Raw genomic sequence first — 21,490 nt, 5'->3', positions numbered from 1 at the left:
TTTTAGCGGTGGTGAAAAAGACGTTGTGGTTACAGCGATCAAGATGTGTTGCGGTGAAGCGTGAAGCTCTTTGCAGCGATAGCGAATCAGTGGTGCTCGTAGGCCATGCTCAGGTAGACGATGGTCAGCGTCATGAAGATGAACGCCTGCAGGGTCACGACGAGAATGTGGAACAGTGCCCAGGCCAGGCCGGCAATGATCTGCCCGCCGAACAGGCCGATCGAGAGCGCATTCGGGCCGGTCCAGGCCATGCCCAGCAGCGCGATCAGGATGAAGATCAGCTCACCGGCGTAGAGGTTGCCGAACAGTCGCAGTGCGAGCGACATCGGGCGGGCCAGATATTCGACGCAGTTGAGCAGCACGTTGGCCGGCAGCATGTAGGCGCCGAACGGATGGGTCAGGAATTCCTTGGCGAAGCCGCCGGCGCCCTTGCCCTTGAAGCTGTAGACGAAGATCAGGATGAAGACCGAGATCGACAGCGCGAAGGTGGCGCTCATGTCGGCGGACGGAACCACGCGCAGATAGGCATGGTGCGGATCGTGACCGGCGGCAGCAGAAACCTGAGCCCAGATTTCCGGCAGCAGGTCGACCGGCAGCAAATCCATGCAGTTCCAGAGGAACACCCAGACGAAGATGGTCAGGGCCAGCGGCGCGACGAATGCGCGGTTGCCGTGGAAGCTGTCCTTGACCGAGTTGTCGACGAATTCGACGATGAACTCGATGGCGGCCTGCAGCTTGCCCGGCACGCCCGAGGTCGCACGAACCGCGACGTAGCGGAACAGCGTGAGGAAGATCAGACCGAGGACGGTCGAGAAGATCAGCGTGTCGAGATGCCAGGCGGTCAGCGAAATGAACTTATCGTCGCCGGCATAAGTCAAATGCTGAAGATGGTGGGTGACGTATTCCGCCGGGGTTTTTTCCGCGCTCGCCATCACTCTTTCCAAAGCAAAGAAAACCAGTAGATCGAAAGGGTCGCCAGATATGCCGTGATGAACGGCAGGAACTGGTTCCCGAATATTTTGATCGCGGAGACGAATACCACCCCCGCGAGCACGTATTTCCAGGCCTGTGCGCGATAGAAATCCGACAACATCGCACCAGGGCTCTGCCTTTTTCGGCCCAAGGCTTTCAGGGCCGTATAAAAACTGATCAACGCACTGGCGGCTCCCCCGGCCAACGCGGCGACTGCGGCAGCCCGACCATTGAGCCCCCACCAGACGCCGGCGGCGACCATGCCGACCAGCAGCTGATACCACGCCAGGCGCGTTGCCAGAGACATCCGCTTTACCTTTAACGCCGTATCAAGCCCATCAAGTATACGGGGGCCATTGCGGCGACTTCAACTAGACATACGTCGAAGATATCGACGTTTCGGCTCACTATCGCACTCAGATCGACGCCAGTCGGCTCAGATCGGTACAGGGCGCCTTGAACGACCGGTCAGTCGTTCTACGTAGGCAACGGGTCGGATTTTCTGCTTCAGGATTCGAGCGCCGCGAGCAACCGGTCCAGCTCCTGGGCGCTGCGAAAACTCACGGTGAGCTTGCCGCGCCCGGCCCCGTTCTGCTGCAGGCGGACCGGCAAGCCGAAGCGACCCGCGAGCCGTTGTTCGAGATCGCTGGATGGGGCCGGCGCGGCGCGGCGCGGCTTGTCTTCGGTTTTCTGCTGCGCCGCCTGCACCAGGGCTTCGGTCTGGCGCACGGTCAGGTGCTCGTCGATCACTCGCAGCGCCAGCGCGGTCTGCTGGGTGCCCTGCAGCCCAAGCAGCGCCTTGGCGTGGCCGAGCGTGAGGCGATCCTCGCGCAGCCAGCCCTGCACTTCCTCGTTGAGCTCCATGACGCGCAGCAGGTTGGTGATGCTGGCGCGCTTGCGGCCGACCGCGGTCGCGGCCTGCTCGTGCGTGATTCCGCATTCCTGGATCAGCTTGTGCAGGGCCTCGGCCTCTTCGAGCGGATTCAGATCGGAACGTTGAATATTCTCGACCAGCGCGACCGCCATCGCCCCGCGCTCGTCGAGCGAGCGCACGACGGCCGGAATGCTCTTGAGCCCCGCCTGCTTGGCCGCACGCCAGCGGCGTTCGCCGGCGACGATCTCGAAACGATCGCCCTCGATCGGGCGCACCACGATCGGCTGCACCACACCCTGCGCGGCGATCGAGCTGGCCAGTTCCTCGAGCGCTTCGGCGTCGAAGTGCCGGCGCGGCTGATGCTTGCCGGGCTGCAGCTGGTCGAGCGGCAGTTCGCGCAGCTCTTCGCCGGGCTCTACCGGAGCGGCGGCGGTATTGACGCTGCTTAGCAGCACATCGAGGCCGCGGCCGAGGCCGCGCTTTTTCGTACTCATAAGAAGGTGCTCAGGCGTTCAGGCGCATCTGGCCGCCATCGTGGCGGCGCAGCATTTCGCCCGCGAGCGCCAGATAGGCCTTGGCACCGGTGCTCTGCGGGTCGTACATCATGACGGGAAGGCCGTGGCTCGGCGCCTCGGCCAGACGCACATTGCGCGGGATGATGGTGCGATAGACCTTGTCGGGGAAATGCTCGGTGAGCTGCGCCGACACGTCGTTAGCAAGGTTGTTGCGCGGATCGAACATGGTCCGCAGCAGGCCGTCGATCTCGAGCTTGGGGTTGATCACGCGCTTGATCTTCTGGACGGTGTCGACAAGCGCGGTGAGACCTTCGAGCGCGTAGTACTCGCACTGCATCGGAATCAGCACGCCGTCGGCCGAAACCAGCGCGTTGACGGTGAGCTTGGACAGCGCCGGCGGGCAGTCGAGGATGATGTAGTCGAATTGCCCGGCCACTTCGGCCAGCGCGCTCTTGAGCGCGAAATCGCCCGCCGCGACGTCGCGCAGCTTGATCTCGGCCTCGGTCATGTCGCCGTTGGCCGGCATCAGCGAGATGCCGAGTTCGGGCAGGTACTGGATCGCGCTGGCCGGCGGCGTCTGCTCGAGCAGCACGTCGCGCGCGGTCAGCTGCACCGACGTCTTGTCGACGCCCACGCCCATCGTCGCGTTGCCCTGGGCATCGAGATCGACCAGCAGCACGCGGCGCTTGGTGGCCGCGAGCGAGGCAGCGAGATTGATCGAGGTGGTGGTTTTTCCAACGCCACCCTTTTGATTGGCTACGGCGATGACGTGGGTCATTGGGGCTTCAAGTGGCGGTGAGGATGACGGCGTGACGGTCTTCGGACAGCCCGGGCACCCGCAGGCGATGCGTCGCATCGATGCGGCAACCGGGCGGCAACGCCGACAGCTCGGCGCTCTCTAGTTTGCCTTTCATGGCGACCCATTGACCACCCGGCGCGAGCAGCTCGCGGGTTCCAGTGACGAAATCGGCCAGGCTCGCGAAGGCCCGGCTCAGCACTTGGTCGAACGGCTCGTCGGGCTCGAAAGCTTCGGCGCGCGCTTCAGCCACGCTGGCATTCGCCAGCCCGAGCGAGCGTACGGCGTGACGCATGAAGCGGGTTTTCTTGCCGTTGGAATCGAGCGTGGTCACCTGCAGCCCGGGCCGGGCGATCGCGAGCACCAGGCCCGGCAGGCCGGCGCCAGCACCGACGTCGATGATGCGATCACCCTGTATGTACGGCAGCACCGCGAGCGAATCGAGCAGGTGCCGCGTGACCATCTGCTGCGGATCGCGGATTGCGGTGAGGTTGTAGGCCGCGTTCCACTGCTCGAGCTCCGCCAGATACGCCAGCAGCTGCGGCACCGCCGCTTCGGGCAGATCGAGCGCCAGCGCCTCGATACCGTCGCGCAGCCGCCGTTCGAGTCGCGAAATGTGGGGAGAGAGCGCCAAGACAGCGGCTCCAGCGGGAGGGCCGCGGAGTATAAGCCCAAGCGCCGAAGCCGATCCCGGCGCCCGAGACCGGCGGGCCACACCAATGAAAAGGCCAGCGAACGCTGGCCTTTTTTCATCTCCACGCCCGACAGCGCGATCAGCGCTTGCGAGCCCCCGCCACTACCAGCACGATGCCCGCGAGCAGGATCGCGCCCGAGGCCACCGGCGTGACCGGGAAAGCTTTCTTCTCTTCCTTGTTGATTTCGACCGGGCCGATGTCGGCCACCTTTTTGTCGTGCTTGAACACCACGCCGCCGAAGACGAAGCCGAGGATGCCCAGAATCACCAGAACGATGCCGAAGACTTTCATGTCACCAAACTCCCTTGGTAAGAGCGCCGGTCGGCGCACGCCAGCGGAGTTTTGACGAGCGCCTTAAACCGCTCCTGAATGAGCCATCGGCAACCATAGCCGGACTTCGAGCCCGCCCTCGGCGCGATTGGCCAGGGCGACGCGGCCACCGTGGGCTTCGGTGATCTCGCGGCACAGCGTCAGGCCCAGGCCGGTGCCTTCCGGCTTGGTCGAATAGAACGGCAGCAAGGCGCTCGCGAGCACGGTTTCCGACATGCCCGGGCCGCGGTCCATCACGCGGATCAAGAACTGGCCGTCGTCGAGCTGCTGCACCGCGAGCCGCACCGCATCGGCCGGGCTGCCCGATTCGTGCGCGTTCTTGAGCAGGTTGATGAGCACCTGCTCGATCTGCGCCGCATCGAAGTTGGCGGGCTCGGTGGGCAGTTCGCCTTCGAGCCCGAACCGCACCGCGCGCTGCAGGCGCGGCAGGAACGACGACCAGTCGATGCGCTCGAGCCGCGGCTGCGGCAGCTTGGCGAAGCGCGCGTAGTTTTCGAGGAAATGCCGCAGGCGCGCGCTGCGTTCCTCGATGGTTTCGAAGATGCCGTCGAGCAGGTCCGTGCGCTGCGCCTGCACCGCGAGCCGTCCCGAATGCGCGAGCGAGGAGATCGGCGCGAGCGAGTTGTTGAGCTCGTGGCTGATCACGCGAATGACCTTCTTCCAGGTCGCGAGCTCCTGCCGCGTGAGTTCGCGCGTAAGGCTCTTGAACTGGTACAGCCGATGCTCGCGCGTGTTGAGCCGGAACTGGTTGCGCGTGACGTGCAGAATCTCGGGTTCGCTGCCTTCGATCTCGACCGTGTAGAGCCCGTCGAGCTCGGCGCGTGCAGCCTCGCGCAGCGAAGGCGGACAAGCGTCGAGCACCGTTTCGAACAGCACGCCCTCCATGCGCCGGCCATCGGCGAAGCGCCGGCGCGCCGCGGTGTTGGCGTAAAGCACGTGCCCGCTGTCGTCGACGAGCACGAGCGACTGCGGCGAAGACTGGATCACCGTGTCGAGCAGCAGCTCGCGCTGGTAGAGGTTCTGCCGCTCCGATCGCAGGATGTCGCCGACGCTGTTGTAGGCCGCGGCCAGATCGCCGAGCTCGTCGCGCCGCCGCACCGCGAGATTGATGCTGAAATCGCCGTCGCGCAGCGAGGACACGCCGTCGATGAGCGCCTGCAGGTAGCGGCTCACGGGCGCCATTGTGCGACGGATCACGAGCAGCGTGACCGGCAGGATCAGCGCGCAGGAAAACAGCAGGGCCAGCACCCCATCGTCGACCTGTCGCGCGATGCAGACGCCGAGCACGGCGCCGCCGGCCGCGAGCGCGGCCGCCACGGCGAGCGTCTTGCCTTCGAGCGAAATGGCGCGCATCGCTAGCGGCGCAGGCTCATTCGGTGGCGGGCTCGCTCTTCTGCAAGCCGAACTTTTCCATGCGCCGGTACAGCGCCTGCCGCGACAGACCCAGTTCGCGCGCGGCGGTGGCGATGACGCCGCCGCTGCGCGCGAGCACCGCCTGCAGGGTTTCGCGATCGGGCTCGGGCAAGGGCTGCGCGCCGTGATGCGCCTCGCCGGGCTTCTCATTGACCACCGGCAGGCCAAGTTCGCGCGGCTGGATCACTTCGCCGGCCGCGAGCAGGCAGGCGCGCCTCACGCAGTTCTGCAGCTCGCGCACGTTGCCGGGCCACGGATACGCGAGCAGCGCGCGCTCGGCTTCGAAGCTCAGCCGATGCGCGTTGTCGAGAAACGCGCGCGCGGTCACCAGCACGTCGTCCGGACGATCGCGCAGCGGCGGCACGCGCAGCTCGATCACGTTGAGCCGGTAGTACAGGTCTTCGCGGAAAGTGCCGGCCGAAATGGCGGCGCGCAGATCGGCGTTGGTCGCGCTGACCACGCGCACCTTCACGCTGCGCGTCTGCGTGCTGCCGAGGCGCTCGAACTGCCCGGTCTGCAGCACGCGCAGCAGCTTGACCTGGCCTTCGAGCGACAGCGTGCCGATTTCGTCGAGGAACAAGGTGCCGCCATCGGCCGCTTCGAAGCGGCCGACGCGCGCCTTCTGCGCACCCGTGAACGCGCCGGCTTCGGCACCGAACAGCTCGGCGCTCATGAGCTCCTGCGGCAGCGCACCGACGTTCACGCGAATGAACGGGCCATCGGCCACCGATGAATTGGCCTGCACGATCTCGGCAATCTTTTCCTTGCCCGCCCCGTTCGGCCCGGTGATCAGCACCGGCACGTCCGCATGCGCGACGCGCGTGGCCAGCGTGACGATCTCGTGCATGGCGTCGGATTCATAGACCAGCCCGGCCAGATCGAATGCGCCGGCGACGCGCGTGCGCACCGCCTTGCGCGCCGAGCGCAGCCGCTGGTTCTCGCGCGTGGCCTGGCGCAGCTTGAGCAGGTTGTGCACCGTGGTGATGAGCTTGGCGTCGTCCCAGGGCTTGCCGAGATAGTCGGCGGCGCCCGCGCGCATGAGCTCGACCGCGTGCTCCAGGTGCGTCCAACCCGTCAGCAGGATCACCGGCAGGTCCGGATCGCTTTCGCGTATCGCATGGAACAGCTTGATGCCGTCTTCGCCCGAAGTGGTGTCAGCACCGAAGTTCATGTCCTGGATGACCAGATCGACGTCCTCGTTCTCGAGGAACTCGATCGCCTCGGCCGGGGTGTAGCGCGAGTGCGTCTTGAGCCCGTGCAGCGCGAACAGCACTTCGAGCGCCATGCAGACGGCGCGGTTGTCATCGACGATCAGAACCGTGGCCATGGGGAGTCTCGAATCGGAGAGAACGCTATCGGTGACGGTGCGACGCGGGTCGCGAAGCCCGCATCATATGCTGCGCGTCGCCAGCGCGGGCGACAGCCGCGAAGCCCGCATCGCCGGTCCCATGACCGACAGCAGTCCGAGCAGCAGCAGCGCGAACGCGCCCACCACGAGGCCCGCCCAGGGCAACTCGGGCAGCGACATGTTGCGCATGAGCACCACGTTGAGTCCGCGCGCCGCGATCACGCCGGCGATCACGCCGCAGGAGGTGATCAGCAGGTTCTCGGTCACGAAGTAGCGCACGATGTCGATGCGCGTCGCCCCGAGCGCCCGCCGCACGCCGATCTGCTTGCGGCGCAGGTTCACCCACAGGCTCACCATGCCGACGATGCCGCTGGCGGTCACGAGCAGCAGGAACGCGGTCACCGCGATCAGCAGGCCGGCCACCGCGTGCTCGCCGCGATAGCGCGTCGCGCGCAGCTCGGCGATCGATTGAATGCCCTTGAGCACCACGCGGTCCGGATCGTTCTTGGCGAGCGTATCGAGCACCGTCTGACGCGCCGAAGCGCTCGCGCCGGGCTTGAGCCGGATCACGTAAGGGTTGTAGGACTGCAGCAGGCGCTGCGGAAACACCACCGTGAACAAGTGGTTTTCGCGCAGCTGCGCCCACGGCGTCTGCAGGCGGCCGATCACGCCGATGACGGTCACGGCCGGCGCATCGCTACTGTTGCCCAGGTACATCGTCTTGCCGACCGCCGAAGCCGCGTCGGGGAACATTTTCTTCGCGAACTCCTGCGTGATCAGCACGATCGGCGGATTGTCACGCGAAGTCGCCGGATCGATGACCGCGATCTCCTCGGGCGAAAAATAGCGCCCTTCGAGCAGCTTCACGCCGTAGGTCTTGAGCAGGCTGCCGTCGTCGAAGCTCATGCCGGCGCTGATGTTAGGCGAACTGTTGGTGCGCTCGAGCGCGAATCCGGCGCTCCAGCCACCCTGGCCGAGCGGCACGTGGTTGGTCACGCTGGCCGATTCGACGTCGGGCAGCGAGCGCAGCGCGGCCAGGTCGCGCTGCTGCAGCGCATCGAGGTTCTGCTCGCTGGTCATGCCGAAGCGCACGGTCAGCACGCGGTTCTCGTCATCGATGCCCGACGGACGCGCGGCGGTGGCGAGGCGATCGCGAATGACATAGGCCGCGTTGACGACGATGGCGAAGGTCAGCGCCACCTGAGCCGCGATCAGCAGGGCGCCGGTCTTGTTGCGCAGCAGGGCCGACAGGATGGGACGGATTTCCATGGTCTTGTTCCGGTTTCGTGATCTGGCGGATGCGGCGTTATTGGGACTTGAGCTGCAAGGCCGGTACCACCTGCATCGCGCGCCAGGTCGGCAGCAGGCCGGCGATGACCGACGAGGCGATCGACAGCAGCACGGTGGTCAGCAGCATCAGCGCATCCATCTTGGCGAGCGCTTCGAGGTCGGGCGACTGCCGCGCCATCAGGTGCAGCATGCCGTAGGCGAGCGCGACACCGATGAGGCTGCCGACCAGGCCGAGCGTCGCGGCTTCGATGAGGTATTGCGCGCAGATCTGGCTGCGGCTCGCGCCGAGCGCGCGGCGCACGCCGATCTCGCCCGAGCGCGCGGTGAACTTGGCGAGCAGCAGGCCGATGGTGTTGACCAGGCACACGGTCAAAAAGCCGAACGCGAGCCAGGTCTGCAGCTTGGTGTCGTCGTCGACCACGCCGATGAACGACAGCCAGTCGCGCACGTCGTAGAGCTCGGCGCCTTCCTTGTGCGGCAGGCGGCCGCGCGCACGCTGCTGCTGCACGTAGCCGTCGATGTAATCCTTGTACGCCTGGCGTTCGCCGGCGGTTTCGGTCTCGGCCCAGAAGTGCATGAAGGTGCATTCGGAGCCGACCAGGCCCTTGAAGCCCGGCTCGGCGTCGTCCTGGCAGTTGATGTTGCCGTTGATGACCTGCTCGGTCGCGATCGCCGTCGTCAGCGGAACGAAGACCTCGTCGACGTCGGACAGACCGGCGCCAACGCCGCGGCCACCGTTCTCCATCAGATAGAAGCGCGGCAGCATGACGAAACGCTTGAGAACGCCGACCACGCGATACTCGTTGCCCGCGAAACGCAGCATCTTGCCGACCGCGGGTTCGTCGCCGTAGAGCTTCTGCGCCGTCTCGGTCGACAGCACGATGGTGCGCGCCTCGGCGTTCTCGTCCTGCTTGGACCAGGCCGAACCCTGCGTGAAGTCCAGATTCATCATCGCGAAGAAATCGCGATCCACCGCCATGCCGCTGGCGATGAAATTGCGGATGCCCTGGCGCTCGGGCTCGATGATGCCGGCGGTGCCGTACATGCCGCTGCGGCGCACGCCCTGCGCGCCTTCGCGCAGGTTCTTCACGTCGATCCACGACAGGCCGCGCGCCTTGCCTTCCTCGTCGTTGTTGTCTGCCGGGCGGTTGTCGATCGTCACCGTGAACAAGCGGTTGCTTTTCTGTGGAATCGGGTCGCTCGACATCATGTAGAGCACGGTCAACGTCGACATGCTCGCGGCCACGCCGACCGCGAGCGTGACGATGACGAGCGCGGTGAGTGCGGGTGAGCGCCGCAGCTGGCGCAGGCCGAGCTTGAAGTAGTAGCCGATCATGGCTTCAGCCCACCGCCGACAGCGTGGATTCTTCGCGCGGTGCCTTGCGCGGCGTCTTGGCGAAATCGCTGGCCTGGCCGTCCATGATGTGGATGTTGCGATGCACGCGGCGCGCAAGCTCCGGATCGTGCGTGACCATGACGATGGTGGTGCCGCGCGAGTTGATGTCTTCGAGCATGTTCATGACTTCGCGCGCCATCAGCGAATCGAGGTTGCCGGTCGGTTCGTCCGCGAACAGGATGCGCGGGCTGCCTGCGAGCGCGCGCGCGATCGCCACGCGCTGCTGCTGACCGCCCGAGAGCTGCGACGGCAGATGCTTGAGGCGCGAGGCCAGACCGACGCGTTCGAGCGCCTCCTTGATGCGCTGGTCGCGCTCACCCGCGCTCATGCCGCGATAGCGCAGCGGCACGTCGACGTTGTCGTAGACGTTCAGGTCCGGAATCAGGTTGAACGACTGGAAGATGAAACCGATCTTGACGTTGCGGATCTTCGAGCGCTCGCGATCGGACAGCCGCGAAACGTCCTTGCCGTCGAGCGTGTAGCGCCCTTCGTCGAAGGTTTCGAGCAGGCCCGCGATATTCAGGAAGGTGGTCTTGCCCGAGCCGCTTGGCCCGGTGACGGCGACGAATTCGCCCTCGGCCACCTGCAGGCTCAGCGAGCGCAGCGCGTGCGTCTGCACGAGGTCGGTGCGGTAGATCTTCTGTACGCCTTCCATTTTCAACATGGCCATTTTCGTGTTCCCGTTCTTGATGTCGTCAGATGTCGTCGTTGCGAATTTTTTCAGCGGACCAGCACGCTCGCCGCGTTGTCGAAGGCGTCGTCGCCCGAAATCACCACCACGTCGTCGGGCTTCAGGCCCGAAGTCACTTCGACGCGATCGATCGCCACCGCGCCGAGCGTGATCGGCGTGCGCTGGGCGACGCCGTCACGCAGCACGTAGGCATAGCGGCCGCCGCCCGCGTCGATGAACGAGCCGCGCGGCAGCTGCACCACGCCCTCGCGGTTGTCGAGCACGATGCGCGTCGAGATGCGCTGGTTCTGGCGCAGCTCCGGCGGCACCGCATCGTCGAAGGCGACGCGGCCGGTGACGAGGTTGTTGTTGACCTCGGGCGAGATCGCGGTCAGATGGCCGCGCACCGTGCGCGCGCCGATCGTCACTTCCGCCGGCATGTCGAGGCCGAGGCTGTCGGCGTAGGTTTCGGGCACCTGGATCTCAACTTCGAGCTTGGACAGATCGACCACCGTCAGGATCGGCGCATTGGCGGCGATGGCCTGGCGCTGCACCACGTTGAGCGTGCCGATCACGCCGTCCACCGGCGCGACGATGTTGAGTTCGTCGACGCGGCGCTGCAGGTTGTCGACGAGCAGCTGCTGGCGATCGACTTCGAGCTTGCGCGTGCGCAGCTGGAAATCGAGGCTCTGGTTCTTGAGCTTGAATTCGTCCTGCGCGTGCTGGTACTTCACCTGCGCGATGCGCAACTCGTCGGCGCGGCGATCGGCTTCCACCTTCGGCAGCACGCCGAGCGCGTCTTGGGCGCGCTTGAGCTCACGCTCGGCCGATTCGACGCTGACCTTGGCGAGCTCGACGGCCTGGCGGTTCTGCAGGCGCGAGGTTTCGACGTCGACGCGCTCGCGATCGAAGGTCGCGTGCAGGCCTTGCAGGTTGGCGTTCTCGCGCTCGAATTCGTTGGTGACTTCGGGGCTGTCGAGCACCGCGAGCAGCTGGTTCTGCTTCACGCGCTCGCCGGCTGCGACTTTCAGCGCCACCGTGCCGAGCGCCGGCGCATACAGCGTCGGGCTCACCGCCGCCACCACGCGGCCCTGCGCCGACAAGTCCGAAACGAAAGCCCCGCGCGTCACCGTCGCCAGACGCAGGCGCTCGGCGGCGACCGAGCGCTGCGCTCCGCCCAAGCTCATGAGCAGCCAGGCCAGCGCGCCGAGCACCGCGAGGCCGGCCACGGCGTAGATCGCGAAGCGCTTGCGCGAACGCGGCGCGATGGCGATGTCCTGACTCGAAGTATCCGGAATCAGGCCCGATGAGGTGGTCGACAGGGTCATGGCAGGCAGTGGTGTGAGCGGTCGTGCCACGGATATGGCAAGGCCCGTGCAACTCTTCCACGCCAGCTGTCAAGCCATTGATCGGCTTGTGCTTATCGCCGTTTTTCAAGCATGGGAACGCAGACCCGCGAGTGTCCGCCGCGCGACTGCGGACACCTGCGGACACCTCGGCGCGTCCAGCGGTCGTCCGCGGCTAGCCCGCATTTCTCACAGGGGGATCGAGCGCTGGCCGTTGGCGAGGACGCTCACGAAGCCGGGCTGGAGCGAACCCGATGGTGATTCCATCGGGTGAGTGAAACCCAAGTCGTGAGCGCCGCAGGCAGGCCGGCGCCGATCCAGCCGGAGAATCCTCCGGCACCCCGTTACGCAACAGGCTCGGAATGTCGAATGCGACTCGGGAGAAGCACGGGATGCTCCGGCGACCTGTGAGAAATGCGGGCTAGCGCTTCAGCGAGCCGAGCAGCCCGCGCAGCAGCTGCCTGCCGAGCTCGCGGCCGAGCGTTCCGGAGAGCCCGCGCACCGCGCTTTTCACCGCCGCCTCAGCCACCGAGTCGCCGCGTCTCGCGGCCGGCTTGCGCCTGGGCTCCGGCGCACGCGAACCCTTGCCGAAGGCGTCTTCGACCTGCTGCTGCCAGCCGGAATCGTCCGATGACGGCGCCGGCTTTGCCGCGGCGGCACGCGCCGTCAGCCGCTCGTAGGCCGATTCGCGATCGATCGCCTGCTCGTAGCGCCCGCGCACCGGGCTGCGCTCGACGATCGCGGCACGCTCCGCATCGCTCAGCGCGCCGATGCTCGATTGCGGCGGACGGATCAGCGTGCGCTCGACCGCGCTCGGAATGCCGTCATCGCCGAGCGTGGACACCAGCGCCTCGCCGACGCCGAGCTCGGTGATCGCGCTCGCGACGTCGAGCCCCGGGTTCGCGCGAAAGGTCTCGGCCGCGGCGCGCACGGCTTTCTGATCGCGCGGCGTGAACGCGCGCAGCGCGTGCTGCACGCGATTGCCGAGCTGGGCGAGCACGGCGTCGGGCAGATCGAGCGGATTCTGGGTGACGAAATAAAGCCCCACGCCCTTGGAGCGGATCAGCCGCACCACCTGCTCCACCTTGTCGACCAGCGCGGCGCTCGCGTCCTTGAACAGCAGATGCGCTTCGTCGAGAAACAGCACGAGGCGCGGCTGGTCGGCGTCGCCCTGCTCGGGCAGCTGCTCGTAGAGCTCGCCGAGCAGCCACAGCAGCACGGCCGCGTAGAGCTGCGGCTGCAAGAACAGCTGATCGGCCGCGAGCAGATGCACCAGGCCGCGTCCCGACAGATCGGTGCGCAGCAGGTCGGACAGGTCGAGCGCCGGCTCGCCGAAGAAGTGCTCGCCGCCGGCCGATTCGAGCGCGAGCAGGGCGCGCTGGATCGCCGCGATCGAGGCCGACGAGATCAGCCCGTAATCGGCACCGAGCGCCTTGGCGTTGGCCGCGAGGTGATTGAGCAGGGCGCGCAGGTCTTTGAGGTCGAGCAGCAGCAGGCCGTGATCGTCGGCATAGCGAAACGCCAGCGAGAGCACCGAGGCCTGCACGTCCGACAGCGCCAGCAGGCGCGCGAACAGCAGCGGCCCGAGATCGGACACCGTCGCCCGCAGCGGATGGCCGCGCCGGCCGAACACATCCCAGAACACCACCGGACAGGCGGCCGGCCGATAGGCCTCCATTCCGGTCTTGGCCGCACGCGCCTCGAGCTTGGGGCCGCCGGCCGATGCCTTGGCGATGCCCGACAGATCGCCCTTGATGTCGACCGCGAGCACCGGCACGCCGATCGCCGAGAAGCCTTCGGCGAGCACCTGCAAGCTCACGGTCTTGCCGGTTCCGGTCGCGCCGGCGATCAGGCCGTGACGGTTGGCGTAGCGGGCATCGAGGCATTGCGGCGTCTGGCCGCGGCCGATCAGCAGGGAGGCCGTCATGCGGGGTCGATCACGAAAGGAGGACGAGGCCGCTATGGTCGTCCGCGCGCCGTCGGCCGACAAGCGCGGCCGATGCGCCGCCGAAAGCCGGCTCGCCCGCCACGCACGGGAGTAACATGCCGCCCACGACAAGAAACGGGCCGACCCGGATGTTGGCCTGCATCAACACAGTGAAGAATCGATGCGCCCCGAGCTTCCGATGACGCTCAAGTACTACTTCGGTACCGCCGTCGTCGCCACCAGCGCGCTGGTGGCCTCGGTGACGCTCGGCTACGTCGAAGACAACACCATCACGCTGGTCAGCGTGGCCCTGCCCCTGTTCCTGCTCGGTGCCTCGGCGGCCTGGTTCCTCGATGCGCTCGATCGCCGGCTATCGGAGCTCTCGCGCACCGCGACGCGGCTGTCGGCCAACGATCCTTCGGTGATCGCCGCCAACACCGCGCGCGACTCGGTCGGCCAGATCGCGCGCTCGCTCGAAGGCGTCGAGAACCGCATGACCGAGCTGCAGGCGCGCATCGACCAGCAGCGCGCCATCGTCGAGCACGCGCCCGATGCGATGTGGGTCTATCACGTCGAGAGCGGCATGCTCGTCGACATCAACCAGAAATTCGCCGACCTGTGCGGCTATTCGCGCGATCAGATGATCGGCATGACGCCGGCCCAGCTCAGCGCTCCGTTCCAGGGCGACGGGCAGCAGCTCGAAGCCTTCATGGCATCCCTGATCCGGCGCGCGCTCGACGGCGAGCGCGTGGTGATGCCGATCAAGATCATCACGCGCGCCGGCGTGCCGGCCGATTGCGAACTGCGCGCCATCCGCCTGCCCTCGCTGCCCGGCCGCACGCTGGTCGGCGGCTCGATGATCGATGTCGGCGAACGCCTGCGCGGCGAGCAGGCGCTGGCCTACCGGCTTTCGTTCGAAGCGCTGATCTCGCGCCTGTCCACCGAAATGATCAGCCTGAGTTCGGGCTCGGTCGATCGCGGCATCCGCTATGCGCTCGAGGAAATCGGCCGCTTCGCGCAGGCCGATCGCAGCTACGTGTTCCAGTTCGGCGAAGACGGCCGAACCGTCTCGTGCACGCACGAGTGGTGCGGAGACGGCATCGAGCCGCAGCATTCGCGCCTGCAAGCGCTGTCGGTCGACACCTTTAGCTGGTGCGTCGAGCGCCTGCGTCGCGGCGAAGTGCTGCATGTGCCGCGCGTGAGCGAGCTGCCGGCCGAAGCGCGCGCCGAACGCGAGGAATGGCAGGCGGAAGGCATTCAGTCGTTGCTGCTCGTGCCGATGCGAACCTCGCTCGACGTGCCCGGCTACGTCGGCTTCGACTGGGTGCGCGGAGAAAAGCGCTGGCCGCCCGAGCTCATCTTCGTGCTCACGATCTTCGGTGAGATGGTCAGCAATCTGCTGTCGCGCCAGCGCGTCGACAGCGAGCTCGAAGGCCAGCGCGCCGCGCTCGAGCAATCGATCGGCGAACTCACGCGCAGCAACTCCGAGCTGCAACGCTTCGCCTATGCGGCCTCGCACGACCTGCAGGAGCCGCTGCGCGCGATCTCGGGCTTCTCCGACCTGCTCGCGCGCCGCTACAAGGGCAAGCTCGATCCGACCGCCGACGAATATCTCGAATTCGTCCGCGAAGCCGTCGCCCGCATGCGCTCGATGATCGTCAACCTGCTCGACTACTCGCGCATCGAATCGAGCCCCAAGCCGTTCGAGCGCTGCGACCTCAACAGCATCTACCGCATGGCGCTATCGAACCTGCATGCCTCGATCGAGGAGCTCGACGCGCATCTGCAGTGCGAGCCGCTGCCCGAAGTGATGGGCGATGCCTCGCAACTCGTGCAGCTGCTGCAGAACCTGATCGGCAACGCGATCAAGTTCCACGGCCGGGAACAACCGCAGGTCGCGGTGACCGCGCGCCTCGTCAACGGCGAATGGCGCATCAGCGTGACCGACAACGGCATCGGCATCGAGCCTGGCGATACGGAGCGCGTGTTCGAGGTGTTCAAGCGCCTGCACGCGGCGGATCGCTATCCGGGCAGCGGTATCGGCTTGTCGGTCTGCAAGCGGATCATCGAGCGGCATCGCGGGCGGATCTGGGCGGAGCCGGTGGGGATAGGGGGGGGACGGGGGACGACGTTTCATTTCACCGTGCCGGTGTTGGGGGGCGCGTGATCTGGGGTGTTGAGCGGGGTTCGCTATTGGCCGAGTTCAGCTGAGCACTGAGGGCTTTTGACCTCGCCGGTCGGGCCTTACTTCTCTTTGCTTGTGCATCGATCCGTAAGCGCACGAGCAAAGAAAGTAACCCCCGGCCGGGAAGGCCAAAACCCTCAGATCAAAACACCCCATCTCAACGCAACAACAGCGAAGCCAGCCCCGCCACCCCGCCCCGCTGCTCCCCCCAATGCCGATGATTCAAAACCTGCCCATTCGCGCGCACCCGCTCGACCGCCTCGAGATCGATCGCCGCATAAACCCAGCCCGGCTCGTTCAGCCCGCCAACCACCAACACACCGTCATCGGGAAACCCGCGATCCGGCGGCCCGTAAACTCCCGCCGCGCCGACATTCACATCGACCGCCGGCGACCAAGGCGCTTCGCCCACGAGCGGCGACACCAGCGCATAGCACTGCGATTCGAGCGCCCGCGCCTGCGCCGCGACACGCACGCGGTGATAGCCCGCCGCCGCATCGGTGCACGAGGGCACCAGCAACAGCTGCGCACCCGCTTCGACCTGCGAGCGCACGAGCAGCGGAAACTCCGAGTCGTAGCAGATCGCCACGCCGAGCCGGCCGAGCTCGGTATCGAACACCTTCGCCGCATCGCCACTGCTGATCGCCCATTGCTCGCGCTCGAAGCGCGTCATGATCTGCTTGTCCTGGTAATCGCTGCCATGCGGCGTACAGAGCCAGGCGCGGTTGTGAAAGCGCTGCGGTGCGGTCTGCCACGGAAAGCTGCCGGCGAGAATGTGCACGCCGTGCTCGCGCGCGAGCCGCTCGTGCAGCGCGAGGTAATCGTCACGCAGCGTCTGCAGCGCATCGAGCTGCGCCGACAGATCACTACGCACGCGCTCGTCGAACAGCGCGGCGAGCGACATCGAGGCGTATTCGGGAAACACGAGCAGGCGCGCTCCACGCTGCGCGGCCTCGGTCACCCAGCGCGTGATCGTGTCCTGCACTTCGGCGAACGAGCGCGGCTCGCTCACCGGGAACGCTGCGGTCGCGGCGATGAAAGGGGTTTTGCTCATTGCGTCAGCTCGCGCATCCAGAACGTCATGGTCTTGGTGCTGTTGTCGGTTTCGCCGATGTCGGGCCACACGAACGTCGATTGCATGCCGGGCTGCTTGCGATAGCCGCGCTTGCTCCAGAACGCATCGTTGCCCACGTAATCGGCCGGCTTGCGCGGATCGTCCGCATCGCGATCGACCGCGCAGAACGCGCACAGCGCAAGGCCGAGTGAACGCGCATGCGCTTCGCGCTCGTTGAAGAAGGCCACGCCCGCGCCCTGCCCGCGATACTCGCGCAGCAGCACCGATTCGCCGAAATAGTCGATGCGCGACACATCCATGCCGCGCGTGACGAACGGCGCCTGCATGTCCGGCAGCGCATCGGCCAGCGGCAGGCAGGTGGAGGCGCCGACGCAGCGATCGCCGTCCCAGGCCAGCACGCAGAGGCTGCGCGGACAGTTCACGTAGACCTCGAGGTAATGCGCCTCGTATTCGCGCGTGCCCTCGTAGAGATAAGGCCAGTCGCGGAACACGCGAATGCGCAGCTCGGCGAGTTCATCGAGATGCCCAACGATCTCGCGGCCCGCAAGACGCTGCAGCCTCAGCGCCAAGTTCAGGCTCCGACCTGGCGCAGCCAATCCTGCAGGTTGTAGTAATTGCTGATGCGCGCGACCTTGCCATCGCGAATGTCGAAGAAGGCGCCGGCCGGCAGGCGGTATTGCTGGCCGGTCGCGGGCGGCAGGCCTTCGTCGGTGTTCTTGTAAGTACCGAGCACGACGAATTCGACCGCAGCGCGCGAGCCGTCCTCGTTGGTGGTGATGGATATCTCGACGATCTGCTCGCTGTAGCTGCGATCCATGCGCTTGAGGAATTCGGCGAAGGCCGCGCGACCGGTTTCGCGGCCGCCCTGATTGATGTCGTGCACCACGTCATCGGTCAGCAGCTCCAGAAAACCGCTCCAGTCCTGGGCGTTGAAGCGATCGTAGTAGCGCTGCAGCAGCGCGGCGGTGCCAGCATTCATGGGGGAAGACTCCGTCTCGAGCATCGAATTGGGGGCGATTGCGACGAATCGACCATCCGCCGCGCATCTTAACGATATCGCCCGCAAGTCCTTCATGGTGGTGCAGAAATGCCCCAGTCGCAGGCGGGCGGGCAGCAATCCGTATTCCCGCCGACTGGTCGAAGTCGCCGGAGATTCAGCTGGCCGGGATAGCCTGCGGACGAAAATTCGTTTTGCATTTCGCGCATCGCCTGGACGATGTCACATCCCGCAGCACTCCGACGAGAAAGTCGCCGGAGCGTTTTCGCGTCCGGGGCCGCGCTCGATCAATCATTGCGCGCCGACGGCTTTGCGTCGCCGCGACTCGACCAAGGAGTGGTCCAGCGATGGATACCGGAAGCGGACTTCGAACCGCGTTCTCCCCTCGCCTCTATTTTCTGCATCCGCTGGTAGCGGGACCGTTGCCGAATTGGAGCGCGCAGTTCGCACGCATCGCGGCGATGGGCTTCGACCACGTGCTGCTGCCGCCGATCTTCGAAACCAGCCCGGGCGGACGCCTGAGCCTGGTGGCGAACTTCGACCGCCCGCATGCGGCGCTCGCGGCCGGCAACGACGCGGTCGCGGCGCTGCGCAACATCTGCCAGTCCGCGGGCAAGGCCGGGCTCCGGATCGTGCTCGACCTGGTGCTCGATCGCTGCGCGGCCGGCGGCGTGTATGCGCAGCAGCATCGCAACTGGTTAGACGGCGCCGGTGCGGACGCGCTGGACCCGCGCGTCGATCCGCAGTGGCGCGGCGGCGTCGGCATGCGGCTCGACGATCCGGCTGTGGTGGTCGAAATGCAGCATTTCTGGGGCGAACGGATTGCGCGCTGGGTCGATGCGGGCGTCGCCGGATTTTGCGTGCAATGGCCGCAACGCCTGCCGCGCCAACTGATCGGCGCGCTCATGCACGAAGTGCCGGGTTGCCGGTTCATCGCGGGCGCGCAGGGCATGGACTGGGCCGATCACGAAAAGCTCATCGGCCTCGATTACGACGCCGCCATCGGCTCGTCGGCATTCTGGGATTTCCGCAGCAGCTGGTTCATCGACGAACAGACCTCGCTCTCGCGCGTCGCGCCGGTGATCGCGGTCGCCGAGGCGCCGTTCGAGGCGCGCGTGGCCCAGCGCTTCGTACGTCGCGATCTGGCGGAGCGCGCCGCCCGCCGCATCGCCCAGCTCGCCGCCCACGCGGGCTGCGGGTGGCTGGTGCCGATGGGCTTCGAGTACGGCGCGATCGAACCGCTCAATCCCACCGGCGGTGCGCCGTCCGACTTCGCGCGCTGGCGCGAAACGCCGAGCTTCGAACTCGGCAAGGACATCGTCGAGCTCAACCGGCAGATCGCGGCAAACGCGCAACCCACGCTGTCGCTGCTTCCGCTGAGCGGGCCGGCCAGCAACTTCACCGCCGTGCTCAAGGCCGACGACGCCGATGCGCGGCGCGTCGACGAAGGCGTGGTGCTGGTCGCCAATCCCGATCTCGAACATGCGATCGAAGTGGCGCCCACCAGCCTGCTCGGCGCGAACGCCGGCGGGCTCACGCAGTTGCGCGATGCGCAGGGCGAAGAGCTCGCGCTCGATCATCCATTGCGCCTGGAGGCCGGCGAGCTGCTGAGCCTGCGCGCCGAACGCCCCGCACCGGTGCTCGCCAATGCGCTCACGCGAACCCGGCGCTCGCTCGACTCGGCCGTGAAAGTGCCGCGCGTCGCCATCGAAGCGATCACGCCCGCGATCGACGGTGGCGAGTTCGTCGTCAAGCGCATCGTCGGCCAGAGCGTGCAGGTCGAATGCGACGCCTTCATGGATGGCCACGACCAGGTTGCGGTGGCGCTGCTCTGGCGCGCGGCCGACGAGAGCCAGTGGAAGCAGATGCGCATGCGACCGATCGGCAACGATCGCTGGGCCGGCGAGTTTCCGCTCGAACGCCTGGGCCGCCATCAGTTCACGATCGAAGCCTGGCGCGACGCCTGGGGCAGTTATCGCCACGAGATCGAGAAGAAGCACGCCGCCAAGCTCAAGATTCCGCTCGAACTCACCGAAGGCCTCAGCATGGTCTGCGAAGCGTCGACGCGCGCGACCGATGCCGATGCCGCCAAGTGGCTGCGCGAGCTTTGCGGATCGCTCGCCGACGCCGACGACGAAACGCGCTTCGAGGCGCTGGTCGCCGACGACACCGCCGAGGCGATGAAGCTCGCCGATGAACGTGCCTTCGCCGCGCGCCACGAGCCCTATCTGGTCGTCGACGCGGAGCGTCCGGCCGCCGAGTACGCGAGCTGGTACGAGCTGTTCCCGCGCTCGATGAGCGGCGATCCGAACCGTCACGGCACCTTCCTCGATGTCATTTCGCAGCTGCCGCGCATTCGCGAGATGGGCTTCGACGTGCTGTATTTCCCGCCGATCCACCCGATCGGCCGCAAGCATCGCAAGGGCCGCAACAACTCGCTGACCGCAGGCCCGGACGATCCGGGCAGCCCGTATGCGATCGGTGCCGCCGAGGGCGGTTACGAGGCGGTCGATCCGCGGCTCGGCACGCTCGAAGACTTTCGCCGCATGCGCGATGCGGCGAGCGAGCACGGCATGGAGATCGCGCTCGATTTCGCCATCCAGTGCTCGCCCGATCATCCCTGGCTCAAGGATCATCCGGACTGGTTCGCTTGGCGCCCGGACGGCACCATCAAGTACGCCGAGAATCCGCCGAAGAAGTACGAGGACATCGTCAATGTCGACTTCTATGCGCAGGGCGCGATGCCCGCGCTGTGGGTGGCGCTGCGCGATGCGGTGCTGTTCTGGTGCAACGAAGGCGTGCGCTGCTTTCGCGTCGACAACCCGCACACCAAGCCGCTGCCGTTCTGGAAGTGGATGATCGCGGACGTGCGCGGCCGCTATCCCGATGCGGTGTTCCTGGCCGAAGCCTTCACGCGGCCCAAGCTCATGAAGCGGCTCGCCAAGATCGGCTATTCGCAGAGCTATACCTACTTCACCTGGCGCAACAACAAGCATGAGCTCAGCGAGTACATCACCGAGCTCACGCAGACCGACATGCGCGACTATTTCCGCCCGCATTTCTTCGTCAACACGCCGGACATCAACCCAGTGTTCCTGCAGACCTCCGGGCGGCCGGGGCACCTGATCCGCGCCGCACTCGCGGCGACGCTGTCGGGGCTCTGGGGCGTCTACAGCGGCTTCGAACTCTGCGAGGCCACGCCGCTGCCGGGGCGCGAGGAATATCTCGATTCCGAGAAGTACCAGCTGCGCGTCTGGGACTGGAACCGACCCGGCAACATCACCGCCGAGATCGCCCAGCTCAATTACCTGCGCCGCCGCCATCCGGCGCTGCAGTCGCACCTCGGCGTGGCCTTCCTCAACTGCTGGAACGACCAGATCATGGTCTACCGCAAGAGCACGCCCGATCGCTCCGACGTCGTGCTGGTGGCTGTGAGCCTCGATCCGCATCGTGCGCAGGAAGCCGACTTCGAGCTGCCACTGTGGGAATTCGGCCAGCCCGACCAGGGCTCGCTGCTCGTCCGCGATCTGCTGCACGGCGGCCAGGCCTTCAGCTGGAGCGGAAAGATTCAGCACCTGCGCCTGACGCCCGATCAGCCCTACGCGATCTGGCAGCTCAGCGTGCCGACCCAACACTGACGTCCCATGACGACCACGATCGC

18 protein-coding genes are annotated in these 21,490 nt (G+C 66.5%); 2 read left to right on the top strand and 16 right to left on the bottom strand.

All coding sequences use genetic code 11. The features are described 5' to 3' along the window. Positions 1-86: 86 nt before the first annotated feature. The 13 genes from atpB to WQQ_RS10435 form a co-directional block, all read right to left on the bottom strand. Positions 87-932 (bottom strand): F0F1 ATP synthase subunit A, encoded by an 846-nt coding sequence (gene atpB, locus WQQ_RS10495; protein ID WP_007185132.1) that lies wholly within the window; start codon positions 930-932, stop codon positions 87-89. Continuing rightward, positions 932-1,279 carry an ATP synthase subunit I gene (locus WQQ_RS10490; protein ID WP_040453381.1) on the bottom strand — a complete coding sequence of 116 codons (348 nt, stop codon included), beginning with the start codon at positions 1,277-1,279 and terminating at the stop codon, positions 932-934. The genes atpB and WQQ_RS10490 overlap by 1 nt, the downstream gene beginning before the upstream one ends. A 200-nt stretch (positions 1,280-1,479) precedes the next feature. Next, complete coding sequence (locus WQQ_RS10485; RefSeq protein ID WP_007185130.1) at positions 1,480-2,340, bottom strand: ParB/RepB/Spo0J family partition protein; 861 nt, start codon at positions 2,338-2,340, stop codon at positions 1,480-1,482. 10 nt (positions 2,341-2,350) lie between these two features. Next, entirely contained in the window at positions 2,351-3,139 is a 789-nt protein-coding gene (locus WQQ_RS10480; protein WP_007185129.1) for a ParA family protein, read from the bottom strand. A 7-nt stretch (positions 3,140-3,146) separates the two neighbouring features. Next, the gene (rsmG, locus tag WQQ_RS10475; RefSeq protein WP_007185128.1) at positions 3,147-3,791 is read right to left on the bottom strand and encodes a 16S rRNA (guanine(527)-N(7))-methyltransferase RsmG; all 645 of its coding nucleotides are present in this window, start codon (positions 3,789-3,791) and stop codon (positions 3,147-3,149) included. Positions 3,792-3,930: 139 nt separating this feature from the next. Then, positions 3,931-4,143 (bottom strand): hypothetical protein, encoded by a 213-nt coding sequence (locus WQQ_RS10470; protein ID WP_007185127.1) that lies wholly within the window; start codon positions 4,141-4,143, stop codon positions 3,931-3,933. A gap of 63 nt (positions 4,144-4,206) precedes the next feature. Next, the gene (locus tag WQQ_RS10465) at positions 4,207-5,535 is read right to left on the bottom strand and encodes a sensor histidine kinase (protein WP_007185126.1); all 1,329 of its coding nucleotides are present in this window, start codon (positions 5,533-5,535) and stop codon (positions 4,207-4,209) included. A gap of 16 nt (positions 5,536-5,551) precedes the next feature. After that, a complete protein-coding gene (locus tag WQQ_RS10460; protein ID WP_007185125.1) occupies positions 5,552-6,922 on the bottom strand; it encodes a sigma-54-dependent transcriptional regulator in 1,371 nt (456 codons plus the stop codon). A 63-nt stretch (positions 6,923-6,985) separates the two neighbouring features. Continuing rightward, entirely contained in the window at positions 6,986-8,212 is a 1,227-nt protein-coding gene (locus WQQ_RS10455) for an ABC transporter permease (RefSeq protein WP_007185124.1), read from the bottom strand. A 37-nt stretch (positions 8,213-8,249) separates the two neighbouring features. Next, entirely contained in the window at positions 8,250-9,569 is a 1,320-nt protein-coding gene (locus tag WQQ_RS10450; RefSeq protein ID WP_007185123.1) for an ABC transporter permease, read from the bottom strand. A gap of 4 nt (positions 9,570-9,573) precedes the next feature. Next, positions 9,574-10,293 (bottom strand): ABC transporter ATP-binding protein, encoded by a 720-nt coding sequence (locus WQQ_RS10445; RefSeq protein WP_007185122.1) that lies wholly within the window; start codon positions 10,291-10,293, stop codon positions 9,574-9,576. A 56-nt stretch (positions 10,294-10,349) separates the two neighbouring features. Next, positions 10,350-11,627 carry an efflux RND transporter periplasmic adaptor subunit gene (locus WQQ_RS10440; RefSeq protein WP_007185121.1) on the bottom strand — a complete coding sequence of 426 codons (1,278 nt, stop codon included), beginning with the start codon at positions 11,625-11,627 and terminating at the stop codon, positions 10,350-10,352. 439 nt (positions 11,628-12,066) lie between these two features. After that, positions 12,067-13,572: a helicase HerA-like domain-containing protein gene (locus tag WQQ_RS10435; protein WP_007185119.1), complete on the bottom strand. Its 1,506-nt coding sequence runs from the start codon at positions 13,570-13,572 to the stop codon at positions 12,067-12,069. Between the two features lie 181 nt (positions 13,573-13,753). Between WQQ_RS10435 and WQQ_RS23000 the strand changes: the two genes are divergently transcribed. Further along, complete coding sequence (locus WQQ_RS23000) at positions 13,754-15,739, top strand: ATP-binding protein (RefSeq protein WP_007185118.1); 1,986 nt, start codon at positions 13,754-13,756, stop codon at positions 15,737-15,739. Positions 15,740-15,914: 175 nt separating this feature from the next. Here the strand turns inward: WQQ_RS23000 and WQQ_RS10425 are convergent, their stop codons facing one another. Genes WQQ_RS10425 through WQQ_RS10415 form a run of 3 tightly spaced genes read right to left on the bottom strand, consistent with a single transcriptional unit; the run spans position 15,915 to position 17,811 of the window. Further along, the gene (locus WQQ_RS10425) at positions 15,915-16,811 is read right to left on the bottom strand and encodes a carbon-nitrogen hydrolase family protein (protein ID WP_007185117.1); all 897 of its coding nucleotides are present in this window, start codon (positions 16,809-16,811) and stop codon (positions 15,915-15,917) included. Beyond that, on the bottom strand, positions 16,808-17,401 hold the full coding sequence (locus WQQ_RS10420) for a GNAT family N-acetyltransferase (protein ID WP_007185116.1): 594 nt from the start codon (positions 17,399-17,401) through the stop codon (positions 16,808-16,810). Before WQQ_RS10420 ends, WQQ_RS10425 begins: the two co-directional genes overlap by 4 nt. A gap of 2 nt (positions 17,402-17,403) precedes the next feature. After that, on the bottom strand, positions 17,404-17,811 hold the full coding sequence (locus WQQ_RS10415) for a ketosteroid isomerase-related protein (RefSeq protein WP_007185115.1): 408 nt from the start codon (positions 17,809-17,811) through the stop codon (positions 17,404-17,406). Between the two features lie 365 nt (positions 17,812-18,176). On the opposite strand from WQQ_RS10415, the gene WQQ_RS10410 reads away from it, so the two are divergent. Continuing rightward, positions 18,177-21,467, top strand: a complete 3,291-nt coding sequence (locus WQQ_RS10410) for an alpha-1,4-glucan--maltose-1-phosphate maltosyltransferase (RefSeq protein WP_007185114.1) — start codon at positions 18,177-18,179, stop codon at positions 21,465-21,467. Positions 21,468-21,490 lie beyond the last annotated feature (23 nt).

Origin of the sequence: Hydrocarboniphaga effusa AP103 (genome assembly GCF_000271305.1) — a bacterium.
In the GTDB taxonomy this organism is placed as follows: Bacteria; Pseudomonadota; Gammaproteobacteria; order Nevskiales; family Nevskiaceae; genus Hydrocarboniphaga; species Hydrocarboniphaga effusa.
Note: the sequence above shows the minus strand (reverse complement) of the source record. Positions and strands in the feature narration are given on the sequence as shown.